Origin of the sequence: Pseudomonas sp. LTGT-11-2Z, from assembly GCF_003691445.1 — a bacterium.
GTDB classification, from domain to species: Bacteria; Pseudomonadota; Gammaproteobacteria; order Pseudomonadales; family Pseudomonadaceae; genus Aquipseudomonas; species Aquipseudomonas monteilii.
The window spans coordinates 5,534,000-5,553,714 of sequence record NZ_CP033104.1 but is presented as its reverse complement, the minus strand read 5'-3'; the positions used below and the strand labels follow the sequence as shown (position 1 = coordinate 5,553,714).

Sequence of the window (19,715 nt, the reverse complement as noted above, 5' to 3'; positions counted from 1 at the left end):
GACCAAAAAAGTGGCGGCGATTATAGGCACATTCTGCCGGGGCATGCCACGCCTGGCCTGATGTGCGGCCCCGTCAGGCGTGGCTTTCGCGGTATTCGGGGTGTTCGGCCTGTAGCTGGCGCAGGCGCGCCAGCGGGTCTTGCCGGTAGAACAGCGACAACTGGCGGTAGACCAATGGATAAGCCTGCTGCAGCAGGTCGGGGGCACTAAAGAAGTATTCGCTGGTGACCGCAAAGAACTCCGCCGGGTTTTCCGCGGCATAGGGGTCGATGGCGGTTTCGGCGTCGGGGTTGGCGTCCAGCTGGCGGTTGAGGTCGTCGTAGGCTTGTTGCATGGCCGTTGCCCACTCATCCACCGGCATGCCGCTGTGCAGCGGGGGCAGGCCGTTGGCATCGCCATTGAGCATGTCGAGCTTGTGCGCCAGCTCATGGATGACGAGGTTGTAGGCCTCCCAGCCGCCACTGGCCAGCACGCCGTTCCAGGCCAGGATGATCGGCCCCTGCTGCCAGGCTTCGCCGCTGTGCTCGCCGTCCCAGACGTGCTCCACGCCACTGGCATCGCGGTGGCGCTGGGGGCTTTTGAAGTCGTCGGGGTACAGGATGATTTCGTGGAAACCCTGGTACCAGTTCAGCTCGCCCAGGTGCAGCAGTGGCAGTTGCGCCTGGGCGGCCAGCAGCAGGCGCTGCTCGTCGTCCAGTTCGACGCCGGGCAGGCAGGTGAGGTGCTTGTCGAGCAGGAACAGGATGCAGGCTTCGCGCAGCCAGTGGTCTTCGGCGTCACTGATGCCGTCCAGCATCGGCAGGCGCTCGCGTACGGCCTGCCATTGCTGGGGGGAGATAGGGTAGCGCGCCAGGGTGCGCTTGCGCCGCCAGGCGCTGAACGACCACATGAGTGGCGGTCAGTGAGCCTTGGCGGCCCGGCCCAGGCGGCCGCGCAGCAGGCCGAGGATCATCGGCACCAGCGACAGGATGATGATGCCCACCACCATCAGCGACAGGTGTTGCTTGATGAACGGCACGTTACCGAAGAAGTAACCCAGGGTAACCAGGCCTCCCACCCACAGCAGCGAACCGGCGATGCTGAAACCGAGGAAGCGTGGGTAATGCATGTGCGCGATGCCGGCGACGAACGGTGCAAAGGTACGCAGGATGGGCAGGAAGCGCGCCATGGTCACGGTCTTGCCGCCGTGGCGTTCGTAGAAGTCGTGGGTACGCTGCAGGTAATCGCGGCGGAAGATCTTCGAGTTGGGGTTGTTGAACAACCGCTCGCCGGCCGTTCGCCCTATCACGTAGTTGGTACTGTCCCCCAGGATGGCTGCAGCCATCAGCAGGCCGGCCAGCAGCACCGGGTCCATGCCACCACCAGCGGCCACGGCGCCAGCGATGAACAGCAGCGAATCGCCTGGCAGGAAAGGCATTACCACCAGCCCTGTTTCACAGAAAATGACGGTGAACAGGATGGCGTAGATCCAGGGACCGTAATTGGTGACCAGCAGATCGAGGTAGGCATCGAGATGCAGGATAAGGTCCAGCGGGTTGAAATCCATGTACAGCACCTGTGTTCTGGGGCGTAGGCTCGGTTACCTGGGGATGGGTAAATTTTCACACATGACAGGTGGGGCATTATACGGCTAAGTCAGGATCATGCCCGGGGAGTTTGTAGCGGGGGGTTACGGCAGGTGCTTCCTGTGCTGGCCTTTTCGCGGGCACGCCCGCGAAAGGGTCGGGACTGTCAATCCTGGCTGATTGGCAGGATGTAGCTCTTGAACTCGGTGTCTTCACGAAAACCGATGGATTCGTAGGTCTTGTGCGCAACTTCGTTGTCCGCGCTGGTCGAAACCCGCATGCGCACGGCGTTGGTCTCTTTCGCCATTTTCTTCGCCTCACGCATCAGGTGGTCAGCCACCAGCATGCGCCGCGAGTCTTCGGCCACGTAGATGTCGTTGAGTATCCATACCCGCTTCAGCGATAGCGACGAATAGCTGGGGTACAACTGGCAGAAGCCCATCAGCTTGCTGTCGTCATCATCCGGTAGCGCCAGGTAGATCACCGATTCATCCCGTTTCAGGCGCTTTTCCAGAAAGCTGCGCGAGCTGTCGGGATAGGGCAGCTGCCCATAGAACTCACGGTATCTGACGAACAGTGGCGTGAGCAGGTCGAGGTGTTCCAGGGTTGCCTTGATGATGCGCATGTGCGGCCCTCAGAGTCCATTTAGGGAAACAGCGGAATGCCTGCAGCGTTCAAGGGCATGCTGCCCAATGCGCGTCACAAGTGCAATCCGCCTTCCGTGACATGTTTTTTACCCTTTGCCGAGCAGGAAGTTGCCTTTCTGGATGGCGCTGTCTTCACTTTCCAGGCTATGGACCTCGGCTTCGTCCTTCAGATTCACCCCGGAAAGCTGGCGTTTGCAGGCTTCGCGCATCAAGTACAGCAAGCGGTGCGCCGCCATGCCATAGCTCAGGCCCTCCAGGCGGATGTTGGAAATACAGTTGCGGTAGGCATCGGTCAGGCCGACCTTCGGCGCGTAGGTGAAATACAGGCCCAGGCTGTCGGGCGAGCTGAGCCCTGGGCGTTCGCCGATCAGCATCACGGTCATCCGTGCGCCCAGCAATTCGCCGACCTCGTCTGCCACTGCCACGCGGCCCTGCTGCACCAGCACCACAGGGGCGCTGGTCCAGCCATCAGCGGCCGCTTGCTCCTCGAAACGGCTCAGGAACGGCAGGGTGTGGCGATGAACAGCCAGCGCCGACAGGCCATCGGCAACCACGATGGCCAGGTCGACGCCGCCGGGGTTGGCCTGTGCGTGCTGGCGCAGGGTGGCAATCGAGTCTTCGTTGAGCCGCCGGCCCAGGTCCGGGCGCTGCAGGTACTGGTGGCGGTCGCTAGCGGCACTGTGCAGCACCAGGCTGTCACGGCCACGGTCACTCAGTTGGGTCGCCAGGCCGGCGTGGTCGAAGGCCAGGTGCACGGCATCTCGGGCCTGGGCATGGGCGAACTGGAAGTCCAGCTGCGCCCCGGTTGGCAGGCTGGTGCCGGTGCGGCCCAGGGCGATGCGTGCCGGGGTCAGGTTGCGCAGGGCCAGCCAAGGGTTGTCGGGGGTAGGTGTGCGAGGGTCCATGGTCATCCCTATGCAAGCTGTGCCAAGGCCTGGCGGAAGGCCGGCGGCAGGTTGTCACCAAAGCGCACCCGGCCATCGGCCTGGGTGAAGATGCCGGTGCGGGCCAGCCACGCTTCGAATTCCGGCCCGGGCTTCAGGCCCAGGGTCTGGCGCGCGTACAGCGCGTCGTGGAACGAGGTGGTCTGGTAGTTGAGCATGATGTCGTCGGAACCGGGGATACCCATGATGAAGTTGATCCCGGCCACCCCCAGCAGGGTCAGCAGGGTGTCCATGTCGTCCTGGTCGGCTTCGGCGTGGTTGGTGTAGCAGATATCGCAGCCCATCGGCACGCCCAGCAGCTTGCCGCAGAAGTGGTCTTCCAGGCCGGCGCGGATGATCTGCTTGCCGTTGTACAGGTACTCCGGGCCGATGAAACCGACCACGGTGTTGACCAGAAACGGCTTGAAGTGGCGGGCCACGGCATAGGCGCGGGTTTCGCAGGTTTGCTGGTCGACGCCGTGGTGGGCGTTGGCCGACAGCGCGCTGCCCTGGCCGGTTTCGAAGTACATCAGGTTTTGCCCGAGGGTGCCGCGCTTCAGCGACAGGCCCGCTTCGTAGCCTTCCTGCAGTACGTTCAGGTTGATGCCAAACCCGGCGTTGGCCGCTTCGGTACCGGCGATGGACTGGAACACCAGGTCCAGCGGCACGCCACGGTTGATCGCCTCGATCGAGGTGGTGACGTGGGTCAGCACACAGGCCTGGGTAGGGATGTCGTAGCGCTGGATGATGGCGTCGAGCATTTCCAGCAGGGCGCAGATCGAGGCGATGCTGTCGGTGGCCGGGTTGATGCCAATCATGGCATCGCCGTTGCCGTACAGCAGGCCATCGAGAATGCTGGCGGCGATACCGGCCGGCTCGTCGGTCGGGTGGTTGGGCTGCAGCCGGGTCGACAGGCGCCCGCGCAGGCCCATGGTGCCGCGAAAACGGGTAACCACGCGGATCTTCTGCGCCACCAGCACCAGGTCCTGCACACGCATGATCTTCGAGACCGCTGCTGCCATTTCCGGTGTCAGCCCGGGCGCCAGGGCGCGCAGGCTGTCTTCATCAGCCTCTTCGCTCAGCAGCCAGTCACGCAGGCCGCCCACAGTCAGGTGGCTGACCGGTGCGAACGCCTGGGCATCGTGGGTATCGACGATAAGGCGGGTAACCTCGTCATCTTCGTAAGGGATCAGCGCTTCATTGAGAAAATGCGTCAGCGGGATATTGGCCAGCGCCATCTGCGCAGCGACGCGTTCGCCGTCGTTGCTGGCCGCAACGCCTGCCAGGTAGTCCCCGGAGCGTGCCGGGCTGGCCTTGGCCATCACTTCCTTGAGGCTGTCGAAGCGGTAGACCAGGTGGCCGACCGTGTGTACGAAACTTGCCATACAGAATCTCCAGAGCCGCAGGTTGCCCTGCGGCGGGTGGCGGCAATCAGTGCAGGGCCTCTTCGGCCTTCTGGATCGCGGCGAATTCCTCTTCCGGTGTGCCCGCAACCAGGTGGTGGCGGCTGTAGAAAGCAAAGTAGGCAATTAATACCGCATAGATCACTGCGGCGCCAATCACCACCCGTGGGTCGACCAGGAAGCCGGCAACCACAGCGATGCAGGCCAGCACCAGCGCGACGCCCGAGGTAAAGATGCCACCGGGGGTGCGGTATGGGCGCTCCATCTTCGGCCGGCGGATGCGCAGGGTGATGTGTGCGGCCATCATCAGCACGTAAGAAAGGGTAGCGCCGAATACGGCTACCAGAATCAGCAGGTCACCCTGGCCGGTCAGCGACAGGGCAAAGCCGATGATGCCGGGGATGATCAAGGCCAGTACCGGTGCCTTGCTTTTGTTGGTTTCCGACAGCTTGCGCGGCAGGTAGCCGGCGCGGGACAGGGCGAAGATCTGCCGGGAATAGGCGTAGATGATCGAGAAGAAGCTGGCGATCAGCCCGGCCAGGCCGACCAGGTTGACGAAACCGCCCATCCAGGTACTGCCGCCATAGGCTTTGGACAGTGCCTCGACCAGCGGGTTACCGGACGCTTTCAGTGCTTCGGAGCCTGCACCGCCGGGGCCGACTACCAAAATCAGCAGGGCGAAGGCCAACAGTACCAGCATGGCACCGATCAGGCCGCGTGGCAGGTCACGCTTGGGGTTCTTGGTTTCTTCGGCGGCCAGCGGCACACCTTCGACAGCCAGGAAGAACCAGATGGCATAAGGAATGGCCGCCCACACGCCCACATAACCGAACGGCAGGAAGCTGCTGGCGCCCACCGCGTCCGTTTTGGCGATGTCGAACAGGTTGGCTGCATCAAAATGGGGCACCATGCTCACCAGGAACACCGCCAGGGCGATGGCGGCGATGGCGGTGATGATGAACATCAGCTTCAACGCTTCCCCCACACCGAAGATGTGGATGCCGATGAACACGATGTAGAACGCCAGGTAGATCATCCAGCCGCCGATGCCGAACAGTGACTGGCAATAAGCGCCGATGAACACGGCAATGGCGGCAGGGGCGATGGCGTATTCGATCAGGATCGCCGTACCGGTCAGAAAGCCGCCCCACGGGCCGAAGGCGCTGCGGGCAAAGCCGTAGCCGCCGCCTGCGGTAGGGATCATCGACGACAGCTCGGCCAGCGAAAAGCACATGCACAGGTACATGGTGGCCATCAGCAAGGTGGCGAGGAACATGCCGCCCCAGCCGCCTTGGGCCAAGCCGAAGTTCCAGCCGGCATAGTCGCCGGAAATGACGTAAGCCACGCCCAGGCCGACCAGCAGTACCCAGCCGGCGGCGCCTTTTTTCAGTTCACGTTGCTGGAAATAGTCCGAGCCGACTTTTTCGAAGTCGACAGAAGAGCCTGCCGGCGAGCCGGCGGAATGATCGCTTGGCATAGTTTCACCTGTTCTTTTTCTTGGTGGCCGGAAGGGTTCCGGGCCGATGGTGATGGGTACTGCAGGAAGCGAGCCAGAGCGGTTCGTGAACGCGAACCGCTCTGGCTGACGGGCTTAGAAGAAGCCCAGCGGGTTAATGTCGTAGCTCACCAGCAAGTTCTTGGTTTGCTGATAGTGGTCCAGCATCATCTTGTGGGTCTCACGGCCAACACCGGACTTCTTGTAGCCGCCGAACGCCGCATGCGCCGGGTACAGGTGGTAGCAGTTGGTCCATACGCGGCCAGCCTTGATCCCACGGCCCATGCGGTAGGCACGGTTGATATCGCGGGTCCACACGCCGGCACCCAGGCCGAACTCGGTGTCGTTGGCAATCGCCAGGGCTTCGGCTTCGTCCTTGAAGGTGGTGACGCTGACCACCGGGCCGAAGATTTCTTCCTGGAACACGCGCATCTTGTTGTTGCCCTTGAGCAGGGTCGGCTGGATGTAGTAACCGGTGGCCAGCGAGCCTTCCAGTTTTTCCACCTTGCCGCCGGTCAGCAGCTCGGCACCTTCGTCCTGGGCGATCTGCAGGTACGAGAGGATCTTCTCGAACTGCTGTTGCGAAGCCTGGGCGCCGACCATGGTGTCGGTGTCCAGCGGGTCGCCGCGTTTGATCTGCAGCACCTTCTTCATCACCACTTCCATGAACTGCGGGTAGATCGACTCCTGTACCAGTGCCCGGGATGGGCAGGTACACACTTCGCCCTGGTTGAAGAACGCCAGCACCATGCCTTCGGCCGCCTTCTCGATGAAACTCGGCTCGGCTTGCATGATGTCTTCGAAGTACACGTTCGGCGACTTGCCGCCCAGTTCCACGGTGGATGGAATGATGTTTTCGGCTGCGCATTTCATGATGTGCGAGCCCACCGGGGTGGAGCCGGTGAAGGCGATCTTGGCGATGCGCTTGCTGGTGGCCAGGGCTTCACCGGCTTCGCGGCCAAAGCCTTGCACCACGTTGAGCACGCCTTTTGGCAGCAGGTCGCCAATCAGTTCGACCAGCACGGTGATGCCCAGCGGGGTCTGTTCGGCAGGCTTGAGCACCACGCAGTTGCCCGCGGCCAGTGCCGGGGCAAGTTTCCAGGCGGCCATCAGGATCGGGAAGTTCCACGGGATGATCTGCCCGACCACGCCCAGCGGTTCGTGAATGTGGTAGGCCACGGTGCCTTCGTTGATTTCGGCAGCACCCCCTTCCTGGGCGCGGATGCAGCCGGCGAAGTAGCGGAAGTGGTCGACCGCCAGCGGGATGTCGGCGTTGAGGGTTTCGCGGACCGGCTTGCCGTTGTCCCAGGTTTCGGTAATCGCCAGCAGTTCGAGGTTTTGCTCGATGCGGTCGGCGATCTTCAACAGCACGTTGGAGCGGTCCTGCACTGAAGTGCGGCCCCAGGCGTCGGCAGCGGCGTGGGCGGCGTCGAGCGCCTTATCGATGTCTTCGGCAGTGGAACGGGGAAATTCGGCGATCAGTTTGCCATTCACCGGGGACGTGTTTTCAAAGTACTGCCCCTTGACCGGAGCTACGAACTCGCCACCGATGTAGTTGCCGTAGCGGCTCTTGAAGGAAACCTTCGCGCCCTCGGTACCGGGATGTGCGTAACGCATGGTGTGTCTCCTGGCTGTTATGTTTGTTGAGGAGTTGCAAAGCGTAGAGCAAAGGTTGGGCCAGCGTTTCGCACGCCAGTCAAATCAATGACTTGGGTCAGCTACCAAGGCCCTGTGATTGGCCGCTGTACCAGCCCCGGTACGCGCGGGGGTGACACTTTGTGCCATTTGCGACACGTCACAGGCGGGTGCATTGCAAAGGCTTCCCGGGTGGAGGATGCTGGCGGAACTCTCTATCTGCGGAGAACTACAACAAATGCAGAGCAATCCTTTCATTCGGCATGCCCAGCAAGTGCATACCGTTGCCCATGGTGGGGCCGGGGAGGGGGGCAGTGACCCGTCCATTGCCCGCTCCTGGCTGCGCTGCCTGGAGGACTACCACCTCGACCCTTCGGTGATCGAGGCGCCCGTGGTGCTTGAGCATGGGCGTTTGCTGGAAAGCCGCGAGCGCCTGCGCCAGGTGCTGCAAATTGCCGATCATGAAATGAACAGCCTGCACCAGCAGCTTTCCGGCGCCGGCCATGCGGTACTGCTGACCGACGCCCGCGGGGTGATCCTCAACTGCGTCAGCGCGGCCACCGAGCGGCGCAGCTTCGAGCGTGCCGGGCTGTGGTTGGGCGCCGACTGGAGCGAGGCGCGCGAGGGCACCAACGGCATCGGCACCTGCCTGGTCGAGCGCCAGGCATTGACCATTCACCAGAACGAGCACTTCCGTGGCCGCCACACTGGCCTGACCTGCTCGGCCAGCCCAGTGTTCGACCCGCATGGCGAACTGCTGGCGGTGCTGGATGTGTCATCGGCACGGCCTGACGTTTCGCGCCAGAGCCAGTTCCACACCATGGCGCTGGTGAACCTGTCGGCGAAGATGATTGAAAGCTGCTATTTCCTGCGCCACTTCGAGCAGCAGTGGCTGTTGCGTTTTCACCTGCAGGCCGAGTCGGTCGGCCTGTTCAGCGAAGGCCTGCTGGCGTTCGACGGCGATGGGCGGATTTGTGCTGCCAACCAGAGCGCGTTGAACCTGCTGGGCAGCGTGCGCGGTGGCGTGCTGGGCAAACACGTGGAGCGTTTTTTTGCCTGTAGCCACGACGAACTGTTCAGCCGCGCCACCCCCGCTGGCAGCACGGTCTGGCCGCTGCATACGCTGGACGGTCGCCAAGTGTTTGCCAGCCTGCGCGGCAAGGCCCGTGCGCCCGTGTGGTCGGTGCCTGTTGCGCAACCCTTGCCCATGCACCCGATGGAACCGGCCATCTGCCTGCTCGACCCGGCTCTGCAGAACGAATTCCGCCGCAGCGTACGGGTGTTCGAGCGTGACGTGCCGCTGTTGCTACGTGGTGAAACCGGTTGTGGCAAAGAAGCGTTTGCCCAGGCCGTGCACCAGGCCAGCGGGCGACGCGGCAAGCCGTTCATCGCCATCAACTGTGCCTCGATCCCGGAAAGCCTGATCGAGAGCGAGTTGTTCGGTTACCGAGGCGGCAGTTTTACCGGAGCACGCAAAGAAGGCATGCGCGGCAAGCTGCTGCAGGCCGATGGCGGCACCTTGCTGCTGGACGAGATCGGCGACATGCCGCTGGCCTTGCAAACCCGCCTGCTGCGGGTACTGGAAGAGCGCCAGGTGGTGCCCATCGGTGGCGAGCCGCAAGCGGTGGATGTCCGTATTGTCAGCGCCACCCACCGCGACTTGCTGGAGCGGGTGGAGCAGGGCAGTTTCCGTGAGGACCTGTATTACCGCCTGAATGGCCTGGAGGTGGCGTTGCCGGCGGTGCGTGAGCGCAGTGACAAAACACAGCTGCTGGACTTTTTGTTGCATCAGGAGGCGCAGGGGCAACGTGTCGAACTGGAGCCCAGGGCGCGTCAGGCGCTGCTGGACTTTGCCTGGCCGGGTAATGTGCGGCAGATGCGCAACGTGCTGCGTACCTTGGTGGCGCTTTGCGAGAACGCCCGAATCGAGTTCTCGGATCTCCCCGCTATTGTTCGCGAGGGCTTCGCCCTCGATCGCCGGCAAGCCAGCTCCCACAGGTACTGCACCAAGCCTGAGGGACGTGCAAACCCTGTGGGATCTGGCTTGCCGGCGATAGGGCCAGTTGTGTTGGAGGATGCCGAGCGCCAAGCGCTGATGGCGACCCTGGAGGCAAAACACTGGCACTTGACCCGTGTCGCCGAGCATCTGGGCATCAGCCGCAATACCTTGTATCGAAAACTGCGCAAACACGGCATTGCGAGGGCCGACTGAGCGAAACAGCGGGTGCGATTTGTCGCGCCCTGGGCTACCCTGCCTCGATGTTTTGCGAGGTCGACCATGCATATTCACATTCTCGGTATTTGCGGCACTTTCATGGGCTCGCTGGCGGTGCTGGCCAAGGAACTTGGCCATCGCGTCACCGGCTCGGACGCCAACGTCTATCCCCCGATGAGCACTCAGCTCGAAGCCCAGGGCATCGAACTGACCCAAGGCTATGACCCGGCCCAGCTGGACCCGGCACCCGACCTGGTGGTCATCGGCAACGCCATGTCACGCGGCAACCCGGCAGTGGAATACGTGCTGAACAAGGGCCTGCCCTATGTTTCCGGCCCGCAGTGGCTGGCCGACCATGTGCTGCAAGGCCGCTGGGTGCTGGCCGTTGCCGGTACCCACGGCAAGACCACCACCAGCAGCATGCTGGCCTGGGTGCTGGAGCACGCCGGCATGAGCCCGGGCTTCCTGATTGGCGGTGTGCCGCAGAATTTCTCGGTATCGGCCCGCCTGGGCGACACGCCGTTCTTCGTCGTCGAAGCCGACGAGTACGACAGCGCCTTCTTCGACAAGCGCTCGAAGTTCGTGCATTACCACCCGCGTACCGCGATCCTCAACAACCTTGAGTTCGACCACGCGGACATCTTCCCGGACCTGGCCTCGATCGAGCGGCAGTTCCACCACCTGGTACGCACCATTCCGAGCGAAGGCCTGGTGATTCACCCTACCACCGAGCAAGCGCTGGAGCGGGTGATCGGCATGGGCTGCTGGACCCCGGTGCAGACCACAGGCGTTGGTGGCCAGTGGCAGGCGCGCCTGCTCAGCCCAGACGGCTCGCGTTTCGAAGTGTTGTTCGAAGGCGAAGCGCAAGGCGTGGTGGACTGGGCACTGACGGGCCAGCACAACGTTGCCAACGCGCTGGCCACCCTGGCCGCCGCCCGCCATGTCGGCGTGGCCGCGGCCATGGGCATCGAAGGCCTCAGCGCGTTCAAGAGCGTAAAACGGCGCATGGAAAAGGTGGCCGAAGTGCAGGGCGTGACCATCTACGATGATTTCGCCCACCACCCGACTGCCATCGCCACCACCCTCGATGGCCTGCGCAAGCGTGTTGGCGAGGCCCCGGTGATTGCCGTGATCGAACCACGCTCCAACTCGATGAAGCTGGGCGCCCACCGTGACGGTTTGCCAGAGAGCGTCAACGACGCCGACCAGGTCATCTGGTACGCCCCGGCCAACCTCGGCTGGGACCTGGCGGCCACCGCCGCGCAGTGCAAGGTCCCGAGTGTGGTAGCCGACAGCCTTGACGCGATCATCGAGCGGGTCAAGGGCCAGGCCCGCCCGGGCACTCATGTGGTGATCATGAGCAACGGCGGCTTCGGCGGCCTGCACGGCAAACTGGCCGAGGCGCTGAAGTGAGCGGGCCAGAACGTATCACCCTGGCCATGACGGGCGCCTCGGGCGCCCAGTATGGCCTGCGCCTGCTCGATTGCCTGGTGCGCGAAGACCGCGAAGTGCACTTCCTGATCTCCAAGGCCGCGCAACTGGTAATGGCCACCGAGACCGACGTGCTGTTGCCGGCCAAGCCCCAGGCGATGCAGGCCTTCCTTACCGAATACACCGGCGCCGCCGACGGGCAGATCCGCGTGTATGGCAAGGAAGACTGGATGTCGCCGGTGGCCTCCGGCTCCGGTGCCCCGGCGGCGATGGTGGTAGTGCCTTGTTCCACTGGCACCTTGTCGGCCATTGCCACCGGTGCCTGCAACAACCTGATCGAACGCGCTGCCGACGTTACCCTCAAGGAGCGTCGGCAACTGATCCTGGTGCCACGCGAAGCCCCGTTTTCCACCATCCACCTGGAAAACATGCTCAAGCTGTCGCAGATGGGCGCGGTGATCCTGCCGGCGGCACCGGGCTTTTACCACCAGCCGCAGACCATCGACGACCTGGTCGACTTTGTCGTGGCGCGTATTCTCAACCTGCTGAACATTCCCCAGGACATGTTGCCACGCTGGGGTGAGCACCACTTTGGGGTGGATGATTGAAGCGAGCGTTGGTGGGGGTGCTGGCGCTGGTGATGCTGGGGGGCTGCGCCACGGTACGCACGCTGGATGCCGCCAAGCCCGGGGCGCCGGTGGTGTATGCCGGCACCCGGCTGGATTTGTACGTAATCAATGGTGGGTGTTGCCCGCGAGATCACTACGGGGCTGATGCACCAGCCTATCCTGGGCTGGACCTGCCGGGGAGCATGTTGCTCGATACCCTGTTGTTGCCGTTGTCGTTACTGACAGCAGCCGGTGTAGGCTTCCAGGCCACCGGTGGCCTGTAACGGCCCTTTCGCGGGCTGCCCGCGAAGAGGCCGTCATAGGTAACGCCTATTTCTTGCCCAACCTGCGCAACTCATCCGACTCCACAACCCGTATCCCGTCCTCTTCCTCTAACGCCAGCCGCCAAAGCGCCCGCGCCAGAGTGCAAGCCTCGATCCCCCGGTATTTACCCGGTATCAGCTTGGAAAACGGCGAAACCAACTGCTCACTGAGGCGTGGCTGAATGCGTTCGCCCAGCAGCAACGACGGCCGCACGATGGTCAACTGCGGCCAGTCCTGAGCCTTCAGCGCCTCTTCCATCTCACCTTTGACCCGGTTGTAGAAAATCGACGATTTCGGGTCGGCACCCAGCGCGCTGACCACCAACAGATGCCGCGCGCCCATTTCCCGGGCACGTTTGCTGAACGCCACCACCATGTCCAGGTCCACCGCACGGAACGCCGATTCGGAGCCGGCCTGCTTCAGCGTGGTGCCCAGGCAGCAATAGGCGATATCGACCCGCCCGGCCAACTGAGGAAGGAATACCGCCGGGTCGCCCACCGGGTTTTCCAGGTGCGGATGCTCGGCCAGCGGCCGGCGAGTGGGCGCCAGTACGCGGGTGATGGTGGGCTCGTTGAGCAGGCGGTCGAGCAGGTGTTCACCCGTCAGACCTGTGGCACCGGCAAGCAGGACATGCTGAGGCGTCAAATACATGATGTCTCTCCCTTGTTACACACAATTCTAGTGGTTGCCGGGCGTTTCCGCTCGTCGCTCCGCGCTGGCTTGTGTGGCGTTACGCAACGCTTCTTCGGCCTGTTGCCGGCGCAGCTGCTGCCAGTGCTCAAGCACGGCGGGCGGCGCCCACAGCTGCGGCTCGGAGGCCTCGAAGCCTTCCCTTTGTTCTCTTTCGGCAACGCTGGTACGTGCCAGTTCAAATGCCTGTTTGAGGTCGTCGGTCTGGTTCAGCGCTTCGGCGAACAGGGCATCGCCAAAGTAGGTGAAGTCGGCTTCTTCCGAGCAACCGAAAGACACGCGGTCGGCCCGGGCCGCCGTCATGATCAGCGTGCGCTCATCCTTGAGCGGGGCGATGTAGCCCCCTGAATAGCAGGCCGAGATGACGATTACCTTGTCTCGATTCTTGAGCGGCGCCAGGGCAGTGGCCAGTTCGTCGGCGGAAAGGTCAGCCAATTGCAGGCGCGGCTGGTCGAGCACCAGTTGATGGTCCTGGCTGCCATGGCTGGTAAGGTAGATGAACACCAGGTCTTCAGGGCCGCTGCGCTCGGCCAGGGTGCGGGCGGCACGGGTAAGGTTTTCGCGAGTGGCCATGGGGCGGGTGGCCATGTGGTCGCGGTGGTTGACCAAGGTCATCTGGCCACGGGCACCAAAGCGCACCTTGAGCATGTTGCTGACGTAGTCGGCTTCGCGCAGGAACACGCTCTGCTGGCCATCCCCGGCCACCACCAGGCTGTACAGCTGGATCGATGGGGCTGAGCGCGGGACACGGGCCAGCGCCTCGTCCAGCAGGCGGCCCTGATTGAGCAGGGCCAGGTCCAGCGGATCGGGTAGCAACTGGCCGTTCTGGTCGCGTACCCGCACGCCATTGACCCAGACGCCGCTTTCGACCTTGCCGCTGGCCAGGATCAATCGCCCATGCCCGTGGTAGGCATCGTTCAGGAAGCCGCCGATGTACTTGCTGCCATCGGCCAGCTGCAGGCTGCCCTGGCCCGACAGGCGCCAGTCGGCGAACTCGCCTTTGTAATGGCTGCCATCGCTGCCCAGCAGTTCGCCTTCGCCGATCAATGAGCCATCCTTGAATTCGCCAATCCACACATCGCCATCGGCGTTTTCGTAACGGCCGCGACCTTCCAGGCGGTTGTCCTTGAACTCGCCGATGTACTGCTCACCGTCAACGCTGTCGTAGGTGCCGCTGCCTTGCAGCTCGCCGTTGACGAAGCGGCCACTGAACTGGTTACCGCTGGCATCGCTGCGTACGCCGGCGCCGTTGGGTTTGCCCTTGGCGAACAGGCCCTGGTAGCGGCTGCCGTCGGCCAGTTCCAGTTCGCCAGCGCCGTCGTAGAGGTCGTCCTTGAACTGGCCACGGTAGGTCTGGTCGGCTTGCTTGAGCGTGCCTTCGCCATCGCGGCGGCCATGCTTGAAGGTGCCGGCATAGTGGCTGCCCGGCGTGGTCAGGTCGCCCAGTCCCTGGAACAGCCCCCCGGCGAACTGGCCACGGTACACCTCGCCGTTCTGGCCGTGCCATTCTCCCTGGCCGTGCCATTGGCCGTCCTTGAAGCCGCCGGCGTACCAGCTGCCGTTGGGGTAGTCGATACGGCCCTCGCCCTGCAGCAGGCCATCGACCACCTGACCCCGGTAACGCCCCCCGTCAGGCAGGCGCGCGTCCGGCGGAAGCAGCGATTCGCCATCGCCACAGGCGGCGAGCAGCAAGACCAAGGTAATGGGGAGCAGTGGACGCATGGCGAGGACCGGGCAATAGGTCTGCCGAGTATGACGCAGAATGGGATCCTGAGACAGCGAGGGCATGGGCTGCGCCCGCAGGATTTACCATGGATCGTGGGCGTGCGCGGTCCCTGTGGGGCTTTAGCCGCGAACACCGGCAAGGCCAGCTTCCACAAGAAGACAGTTGCTCCCACAGGGTGTGCGCTGACCTTGAGCCTTGCGCAGAATTTGTGGGAGCTGGCTTGCCGGCGATGAGGCCGCTCGGCTCAACCTGAATCTCAGGTGAAATCCCCGGTCTGGCGATGCAAAAGTAGCTCAGCCAACTTACAGAACGTGCGGTGGCTGCGAGGTGCATGTCGGGGGATTGGGTGAGGGCTAGCGGGTGCATGTCTTGAGTTGTTCGGCGCCTGGGAAATCGAGCGCCGCCGGCGCTCGCTCCTACGTTTGTTTCGGGCCAGTAACGCCTGGGCCATCGCGCGCGACCGCCTCGTTTGTACGACGCCAAATCGAGCCATGCGCCAAGGCGTCCGCGCGCAGATCCCACAGGACAAATTGGCCCGAAACAAACGTAGGAGCGAGCGTAGCTCGCGATGCGCCGCGCGGGCGGCGCTAGATGTCCTAGGCGCTGGAGCACTCAAGGCATGCACTTCCATGCCCATCCGCCATCCCCAGACATGTAACTCATTACCTCAATGCCCCCGTAAAAACTCCACCATCCTCCGGTTCACCTCCTCAGCCGCCTCCATCTGCACCATATGCCCGGCCTCTGGCAGCACCAGCACTTCGGCCTCCAGGCCCTCTGCGTGGCTGGCCGGGATAATCGCGTCCTTGCCACCCCACACCACCAGTGCCGGATGCTGCCCCAGCACGCCGCGCAGGTCGTGGCGCTGCCTGTCACCGTCGGCAATGGCTATTGCCAGCTGGCGCAAGGCATCATCGACACCTTCCAGGCGCTTGAACTTGAGCATGTCTTCCAGCATCTGCCGGGTGACCAGTGCCGGGTCGGCGAACAGCTGCACCATCTGCGGTTTGAGGGCGTTGCGGTTCGCGGCGGCAACAAAGCCTTGCAGGTACTGCCCATTGATTGCCTCACCCAGGCCGGCACTGGCGATCAGGCTCAGGCTGGCCACCCGCTGCGGCGCCAGGCGCGCCACGTTCAGGCTGACCGCGCCACCCATGGAGTGTCCGGCCAGGTGGGCCTTGGCGATGTCCAGGTGGTCGAGCAGGGCCAGCACGGTTTCGCTCAGTTCATCCAGGTCGCCCCGTTGCAGGGCCTTTGCCGACTCGCCGTGCCCCGGCAGGTCAAGGGCGATCACCCGGCGCTCGGCCGCCAGCGCCGGGTGGTTGAACAGCCAGTTGTTGAGGTCGCCGCCAAAGCCGTGTACCAGTACCAGCGGCGTACCGCCTTCGCCCAGTTCGAACCAGCGCAACAGGCGGCCGCCCACTTCAGCCTTCTGCGGGGTCGGCCCTTGTGCTTGGTCGGCGCCCCCTTCGGCGACGAACTCGGCCTGGAAGCGCTGTACCACTGCATCGATCTCGGATTCCTCGGCTTCGCCTTCCACCACCACCGCCAGCAGTGCGCCAACCGGCAGGGTTTCATCCGGTTTGGCCACCTGGCGGCGCAATACACCACTGAACGGGGCTTCGACGCTGCTGCTGATCTTGTCGGTCTCGACGTCCAGCACCTCGTCGCCCTTGTTGATTTCGTCGCCTTCCTGCTTGAGCCAGGCGTCCACCCGGCCCTCGGTCATCGAAAGGCCCCACTTGGGCATGGTCAGGGTATGGATCTGGCTCATGCGGCACTCCTTGCAGCTTCGATCACCTTGCGCACGGCAGCCTCGATCTTCGCCGCGTCAGGGATGTACAGGTCTTCCAGGGCATCGGAGAACGGCACCGGGGTGTGCGGTGCGGTGACCATTTCGATCGGGCCCTTGAGCGCGCCGAAGGCCTTCTGCGCCACCAGCGCGCTGATGTCGGTGGCCATGGAGCAACGCGGGTTGGCTTCGTCGATCACCACCAGTCGGCCGGTTTTTTCCACGCTTTCCAGAATGCTGTCTTCGTCCAGCGGGCTGGTGGTGCGCAGGTCCAGCACTTCGCAGTCGATGCCCTGGCGGGCCAGGTTGTTGGCAGCCTCCAGCGCCACATGCACCATGCGCCCGTAAGTGACCAGGGTCACATCGTCACCATCGCGCAGGAAGTTGGCCTCGCCGAACGGCACGGTGTACACCTCTTCCGGCACCTCGCCCTGCATGCTGTACAGCAGCTTGTGCTCGCAGAAGATCACCGGGTCGTTGTCGCGGATCGCCTGGATCAACAGGCCTTTGGCATCGTAAGGCGAGGACGGGCACACCACTTTCAGGCCTGGGATGTGCGTCCACAGCGAGGTGAGCATTTGCGAGTGCTGGGCCGCCGCACGCAGGCCGGCGCCATACATGGTGCGCATCACCAGCGGGGTGACTGCCTTGCCGCCGAACATGTAGCGGAACTTGGCGGCCTGGTTGAGGATCTGGTCCAGGCAGCAGCCGGCGAAGTCAACGAACATCAGCTCGCACACCGGGCGCAGGCCCTGGGTGGCAGCCCCGACGGCGGCCCCGACGTAGCCGATTTCCGACAGCGGCGCGTCCAGCACGCGGCCGGGAAACTGGTGGTACAGGCCTTTGGTCACGCCCAGCACGCCCCCCCACGCGTCATCCTCGCCGGGGGCGCCGGCACCGCCGGCCACGTCTTCTCCAATGATGAACACGGTGTTGTCGCGGCGCATTTCCTGGGCCAGGGCTTCGTTGATGGCCTGCTGGTAGCTGATCTTTCTTGCCATGGTGGTTCTCCTGTTGTTCTTGTAATCCGCGGCTCAGGGGTAGGCGACGTAGACGTCGGTGAGCAGGTCGGCGGGCTGTGGCTTGGGATCGGACTTGGCGCGGCGCACGGCGTCCTCGATCAGGTCTTCGATGCGGGCGTCGATGGCGTCCAGTTGCTCGGCAGTGAGCAGGCCGGCACGGGTGGTCTTGTTGCGGAACTGCATCAGGCAATCGCGGGATTCGCGCAGGTTCTTCACTTCATCCGGGGCGCGGTAGGTTTGTGCATCGCCTTCGAAGTGGCCGTAGTAGCGGCTGAGCTTGACCTCGATCAGCGACGGGCCTTGCCCGGAGCGTGCGCGCTCGATGGCTGCGCCAGCGGCCTCGTACACCGCAAAGAAGTCGAAGCCGTCGATGGTGACACCCGGCATGCCGAAACCGGCGGCGCGGTCGGCAATATGGTCGCAGGCAACGGACCAATTGGAGGCGGTGGCTTCGGCGTAGCCGTTGTTCTCGGCCACGAAGATGCAGGGCAGGTTCATGATTGACGCCATGTTCATGGCCTCGAACACCGCACCTTCGTTGGAGGCGCCATCGCCGAAGAAGGCCACCGATACATCGTCGCGGCCTTTGATCTTGGCGGCCAGCGCTGCCCCGGCTACCAGCGGGGCGCCAGCGCCGACGATGCCGTTGGCGCCGAGCATGCCTTTCTCCAGGTCGGCAATGTGCATCGAGCCGCCCTTGCCGCCACATACGCCGGTCTTCTTGCCGTAGATCTCGGCCATCATGCCGTACACGTCCACGCCCTTGGCGATGCAGTGGCCATGACCACGGTGGGTTGACGCGATGCAGTCGCTGTCGCGCAAGTGGGCCATGACCCCGGCGGCCGAGGCCTCTTCGCCAGCGTACAGGTGGACGAAACCGGGGATCTCGCCCGTGGCGAATTCCACATGCAGGCGTTCTTCGAACGCACGGATGGTGCGCATCACTTCATAGGCATGCAGCAGTTGTTCGGTACTCAGTTGATTGGACATCTTGTTGTTCTCCAGGGTTGTCTCAACGCGGGGATGCAGAATGCAGCCGCTGGCCGCGCGGGACGGCCAGCAGGTGGTGGCGGGCGGCGTGCGCCAGTACGGCCTCGACATCCACGCTTAGCGGGCCTTGGTGGTCGAGGGTGATGGTGGGCGTGTCGTGCTCGGCGAATTCGATCTCGCGTTCGCCGTCCAGGGCCAGGGTGCCGCTGGTCAGGCTCAGGCGATGGGCAACGCCAGGAGTCAGCGGGCCGCTGGCGGTGATGCCGCAGGCTTGCAGCAGGCCGGGTGCCAGCGGCGCGAGCAATGTTTGTTCGGCGCCGGGATTCAGGCGTACCCAGGCACCGTGCAGCTCGTGGCGTGACACTGGGCACCACAGGCCGCACAGGGCCGACAGGCCGATGGCATGGGGTTCGGCAAAGCAGGCGAAGACTTCGCACAGGTCCTCGCTGCGGCTGAGCGCACGGGCGCCGATGAAGCGCTGTGGCGACACGGCCACTTCGACCAAGGCCCATTCGGCCAGCTGTTGCTCGGGCACTCTTACCAGCAGGCGCTTGTTACGGCGCAGGCCGATGCTGGCGGGCACCAGGCCGCTGGCGAACAGGCCACCGGCAAGGCCAGCGCTGGTGGCTTCGCGCAGTTCGGGGAACGCATTGTTGGTGCCGGTGGATAAGGTCAGCAGCGGCACGTCACCGGCCTCGGCAGCGACTGCCTTGTGGGTGCCATCGCCACCGAGCACGGCGATCATCGCCACGCCGCGCTCGACCATGTGCCGGGTGGCCTGGCGGGTGTCGGCAACGGTCTGGGTCAGCGGCAGGTCGAGTATTTCGAGGGCCGGCCAGTGCTGGTCACGGGCGCCCGGGCCCTGGCTGGCCTTGAGCACGGCAGCAGCGATGCCGGTCATGTCGCTGGGCAACAGCACCTGGCCGATACCGGTGGCACCGAAGGCCGCCAGCAGGCGCTGGATGGCCGAGGCCTTGTCGGTGCTGGAATAGAGCCCGGCGTTGGCGGTCAGGCGGCGCAGGTCGCGGCCAGAGGCAGGGTTGGCAATGATCCCGACAATCGGGGCGGGTTGCGGCATGGCGCACCTCGTATTTTTGTTTGCCAAGGCAGGAGCAAGCGCGGTGCCAGCTTTCTTTGATTTGACCGAAATGGCCGCGCTAGAGGGTTTTGGTTGCGTATTGGCATGCCTTTGCCACGGTGCTGGCGAGACGCCGGGTGCCAGCGCCAGGCAGGCATTGCCGAGACGCTG

At 63.9% G+C, this 19,715-nt stretch carries 17 protein-coding genes; 4 read left to right on the top strand and 13 right to left on the bottom strand.

The annotated features are described in order from the left end of the window. Positions 1-73: 73 nt before the first annotated feature. The 7 genes from D8767_RS26210 to D8767_RS26180 form a co-directional block, all read right to left on the bottom strand. Positions 74-889 (bottom strand): zinc-dependent peptidase, encoded by an 816-nt coding sequence (locus D8767_RS26210; RefSeq protein WP_016715374.1) that lies wholly within the window; start codon positions 887-889, stop codon positions 74-76. Between the two features lie 9 nt (positions 890-898). Next, positions 899-1,546: a DedA family protein gene (locus D8767_RS26205; protein WP_016715375.1), complete on the bottom strand. Its 648-nt coding sequence runs from the start codon at positions 1,544-1,546 to the stop codon at positions 899-901. A gap of 185 nt (positions 1,547-1,731) precedes the next feature. Next, positions 1,732-2,190 carry a GNAT family N-acetyltransferase gene (locus tag D8767_RS26200; protein ID WP_016715376.1) on the bottom strand — a complete coding sequence of 153 codons (459 nt, stop codon included), beginning with the start codon at positions 2,188-2,190 and terminating at the stop codon, positions 1,732-1,734. A gap of 108 nt (positions 2,191-2,298) precedes the next feature. After that, the gene (gene eutC, locus D8767_RS26195; protein ID WP_020371285.1) at positions 2,299-3,117 is read right to left on the bottom strand and encodes an ethanolamine ammonia-lyase subunit EutC; all 819 of its coding nucleotides are present in this window, start codon (positions 3,115-3,117) and stop codon (positions 2,299-2,301) included. Between the two features lie 8 nt (positions 3,118-3,125). Next, the gene (locus D8767_RS26190) at positions 3,126-4,520 is read right to left on the bottom strand and encodes an ethanolamine ammonia-lyase subunit EutB (RefSeq protein WP_016715378.1); all 1,395 of its coding nucleotides are present in this window, start codon (positions 4,518-4,520) and stop codon (positions 3,126-3,128) included. 46 nt (positions 4,521-4,566) lie between these two features. Beyond that, complete coding sequence (eat, locus tag D8767_RS26185) at positions 4,567-6,015, bottom strand: ethanolamine permease (RefSeq protein ID WP_016715379.1); 1,449 nt, start codon at positions 6,013-6,015, stop codon at positions 4,567-4,569. 114 nt (positions 6,016-6,129) lie between these two features. Next, positions 6,130-7,650 (bottom strand): aldehyde dehydrogenase family protein, encoded by a 1,521-nt coding sequence (locus D8767_RS26180; protein WP_016715380.1) that lies wholly within the window; start codon positions 7,648-7,650, stop codon positions 6,130-6,132. A gap of 256 nt (positions 7,651-7,906) precedes the next feature. On the opposite strand from D8767_RS26180, the gene D8767_RS26175 reads away from it, so the two are divergent. From D8767_RS26175 to D8767_RS26160, 4 genes are all read left to right on the top strand, one after another. Beyond that, on the top strand, positions 7,907-9,880 hold the full coding sequence (locus tag D8767_RS26175; RefSeq protein ID WP_016715381.1) for a sigma-54-dependent Fis family transcriptional regulator: 1,974 nt from the start codon (positions 7,907-7,909) through the stop codon (positions 9,878-9,880). Positions 9,881-9,946: 66 nt separating this feature from the next. Then, positions 9,947-11,296: a UDP-N-acetylmuramate:L-alanyl-gamma-D-glutamyl-meso-diaminopimelate ligase gene (gene mpl / locus D8767_RS26170; RefSeq protein WP_016715382.1), complete on the top strand. Its 1,350-nt coding sequence runs from the start codon at positions 9,947-9,949 to the stop codon at positions 11,294-11,296. Then, positions 11,293-11,922: a flavin prenyltransferase UbiX gene (gene ubiX / locus D8767_RS26165; RefSeq protein WP_016715383.1), complete on the top strand. Its 630-nt coding sequence runs from the start codon at positions 11,293-11,295 to the stop codon at positions 11,920-11,922. The genes mpl and ubiX overlap by 4 nt, the downstream gene beginning before the upstream one ends. Further along, positions 11,919-12,206: a YceK/YidQ family lipoprotein gene (locus D8767_RS26160; RefSeq protein WP_016715384.1), complete on the top strand. Its 288-nt coding sequence runs from the start codon at positions 11,919-11,921 to the stop codon at positions 12,204-12,206. Before ubiX ends, D8767_RS26160 begins: the two co-directional genes overlap by 4 nt. Positions 12,207-12,252: 46 nt before the next feature. Here the strand turns inward: D8767_RS26160 and D8767_RS26155 are convergent, their stop codons facing one another. The 6 genes from D8767_RS26155 to D8767_RS26130 form a co-directional block, all read right to left on the bottom strand. Beyond that, the gene (locus tag D8767_RS26155) at positions 12,253-12,897 is read right to left on the bottom strand and encodes an oxidoreductase (protein WP_016715385.1); all 645 of its coding nucleotides are present in this window, start codon (positions 12,895-12,897) and stop codon (positions 12,253-12,255) included. 27 nt (positions 12,898-12,924) lie between these two features. Continuing rightward, positions 12,925-14,658: a C13 family peptidase gene (locus tag D8767_RS26150; protein WP_016715386.1), complete on the bottom strand. Its 1,734-nt coding sequence runs from the start codon at positions 14,656-14,658 to the stop codon at positions 12,925-12,927. 671 nt (positions 14,659-15,329) lie between these two features. Beyond that, on the bottom strand, positions 15,330-16,436 hold the full coding sequence (locus D8767_RS26145; RefSeq protein ID WP_016715387.1) for an acetoin dehydrogenase dihydrolipoyllysine-residue acetyltransferase subunit: 1,107 nt from the start codon (positions 16,434-16,436) through the stop codon (positions 15,330-15,332). Then, complete coding sequence (locus D8767_RS26140) at positions 16,433-17,455, bottom strand: alpha-ketoacid dehydrogenase subunit beta (protein WP_013970705.1); 1,023 nt, start codon at positions 17,453-17,455, stop codon at positions 16,433-16,435. Before D8767_RS26140 ends, D8767_RS26145 begins: the two co-directional genes overlap by 4 nt. Positions 17,456-17,488: 33 nt before the next feature. After that, the gene (locus D8767_RS26135; protein ID WP_016715388.1) at positions 17,489-18,466 is read right to left on the bottom strand and encodes a thiamine pyrophosphate-dependent dehydrogenase E1 component subunit alpha; all 978 of its coding nucleotides are present in this window, start codon (positions 18,464-18,466) and stop codon (positions 17,489-17,491) included. A gap of 22 nt (positions 18,467-18,488) precedes the next feature. Further along, positions 18,489-19,544, bottom strand: coding sequence for an ATP-NAD kinase family protein (locus tag D8767_RS26130; RefSeq protein ID WP_016715391.1), 1,056 nt, complete (start codon positions 19,542-19,544; stop codon positions 18,489-18,491). Between the last annotated feature and the right edge of the window lie 171 nt (positions 19,545-19,715).

Bases quoted from the DNA above. Each gene is read 5' to 3' on its own strand.
- D8767_RS26210 (WP_016715374.1), bottom strand. From the start codon at position 889: ATGTGGTCGTTCAGCGCCTGGCGGCGCAAGCGCACCCTGGCGCGCTAC.
- D8767_RS26140 (WP_013970705.1), bottom strand. From the start codon at position 17,455: ATGGCAAGAAAGATCAGCTACCAGCAGGCCATCAACGAAGCCCTGGCC.
- D8767_RS26135 (WP_016715388.1), bottom strand. From the start codon at position 18,466: ATGTCCAATCAACTGAGTACCGAACAACTGCTGCATGCCTATGAAGTG.
- D8767_RS26155 (WP_016715385.1), bottom strand. From the start codon at position 12,897: ATGTATTTGACGCCTCAGCATGTCCTGCTTGCCGGTGCCACAGGTCTG.
- D8767_RS26175 (WP_016715381.1), top strand. From the start codon at position 7,907: ATGCAGAGCAATCCTTTCATTCGGCATGCCCAGCAAGTGCATACCGTT.
- D8767_RS26145 (WP_016715387.1), bottom strand. From the start codon at position 16,436: ATGAGCCAGATCCATACCCTGACCATGCCCAAGTGGGGCCTTTCGATG.
- mpl (WP_016715382.1), top strand. From the start codon at position 9,947: ATGCATATTCACATTCTCGGTATTTGCGGCACTTTCATGGGCTCGCTG.
- D8767_RS26200 (WP_016715376.1), bottom strand. From the start codon at position 2,190: ATGCGCATCATCAAGGCAACCCTGGAACACCTCGACCTGCTCACGCCA.
- D8767_RS26150 (WP_016715386.1), bottom strand. From the start codon at position 14,658: ATGCGTCCACTGCTCCCCATTACCTTGGTCTTGCTGCTCGCCGCCTGT.
- eat (WP_016715379.1), bottom strand. From the start codon at position 6,015: ATGCCAAGCGATCATTCCGCCGGCTCGCCGGCAGGCTCTTCTGTCGAC.
- D8767_RS26180 (WP_016715380.1), bottom strand. From the start codon at position 7,650: ATGCGTTACGCACATCCCGGTACCGAGGGCGCGAAGGTTTCCTTCAAG.
- D8767_RS26130 (WP_016715391.1), bottom strand. From the start codon at position 19,544: ATGCCGCAACCCGCCCCGATTGTCGGGATCATTGCCAACCCTGCCTCT.
- eutC (WP_020371285.1), bottom strand. From the start codon at position 3,117: ATGGACCCTCGCACACCTACCCCCGACAACCCTTGGCTGGCCCTGCGC.
- D8767_RS26190 (WP_016715378.1), bottom strand. From the start codon at position 4,520: ATGGCAAGTTTCGTACACACGGTCGGCCACCTGGTCTACCGCTTCGAC.
- D8767_RS26205 (WP_016715375.1), bottom strand. From the start codon at position 1,546: ATGGATTTCAACCCGCTGGACCTTATCCTGCATCTCGATGCCTACCTC.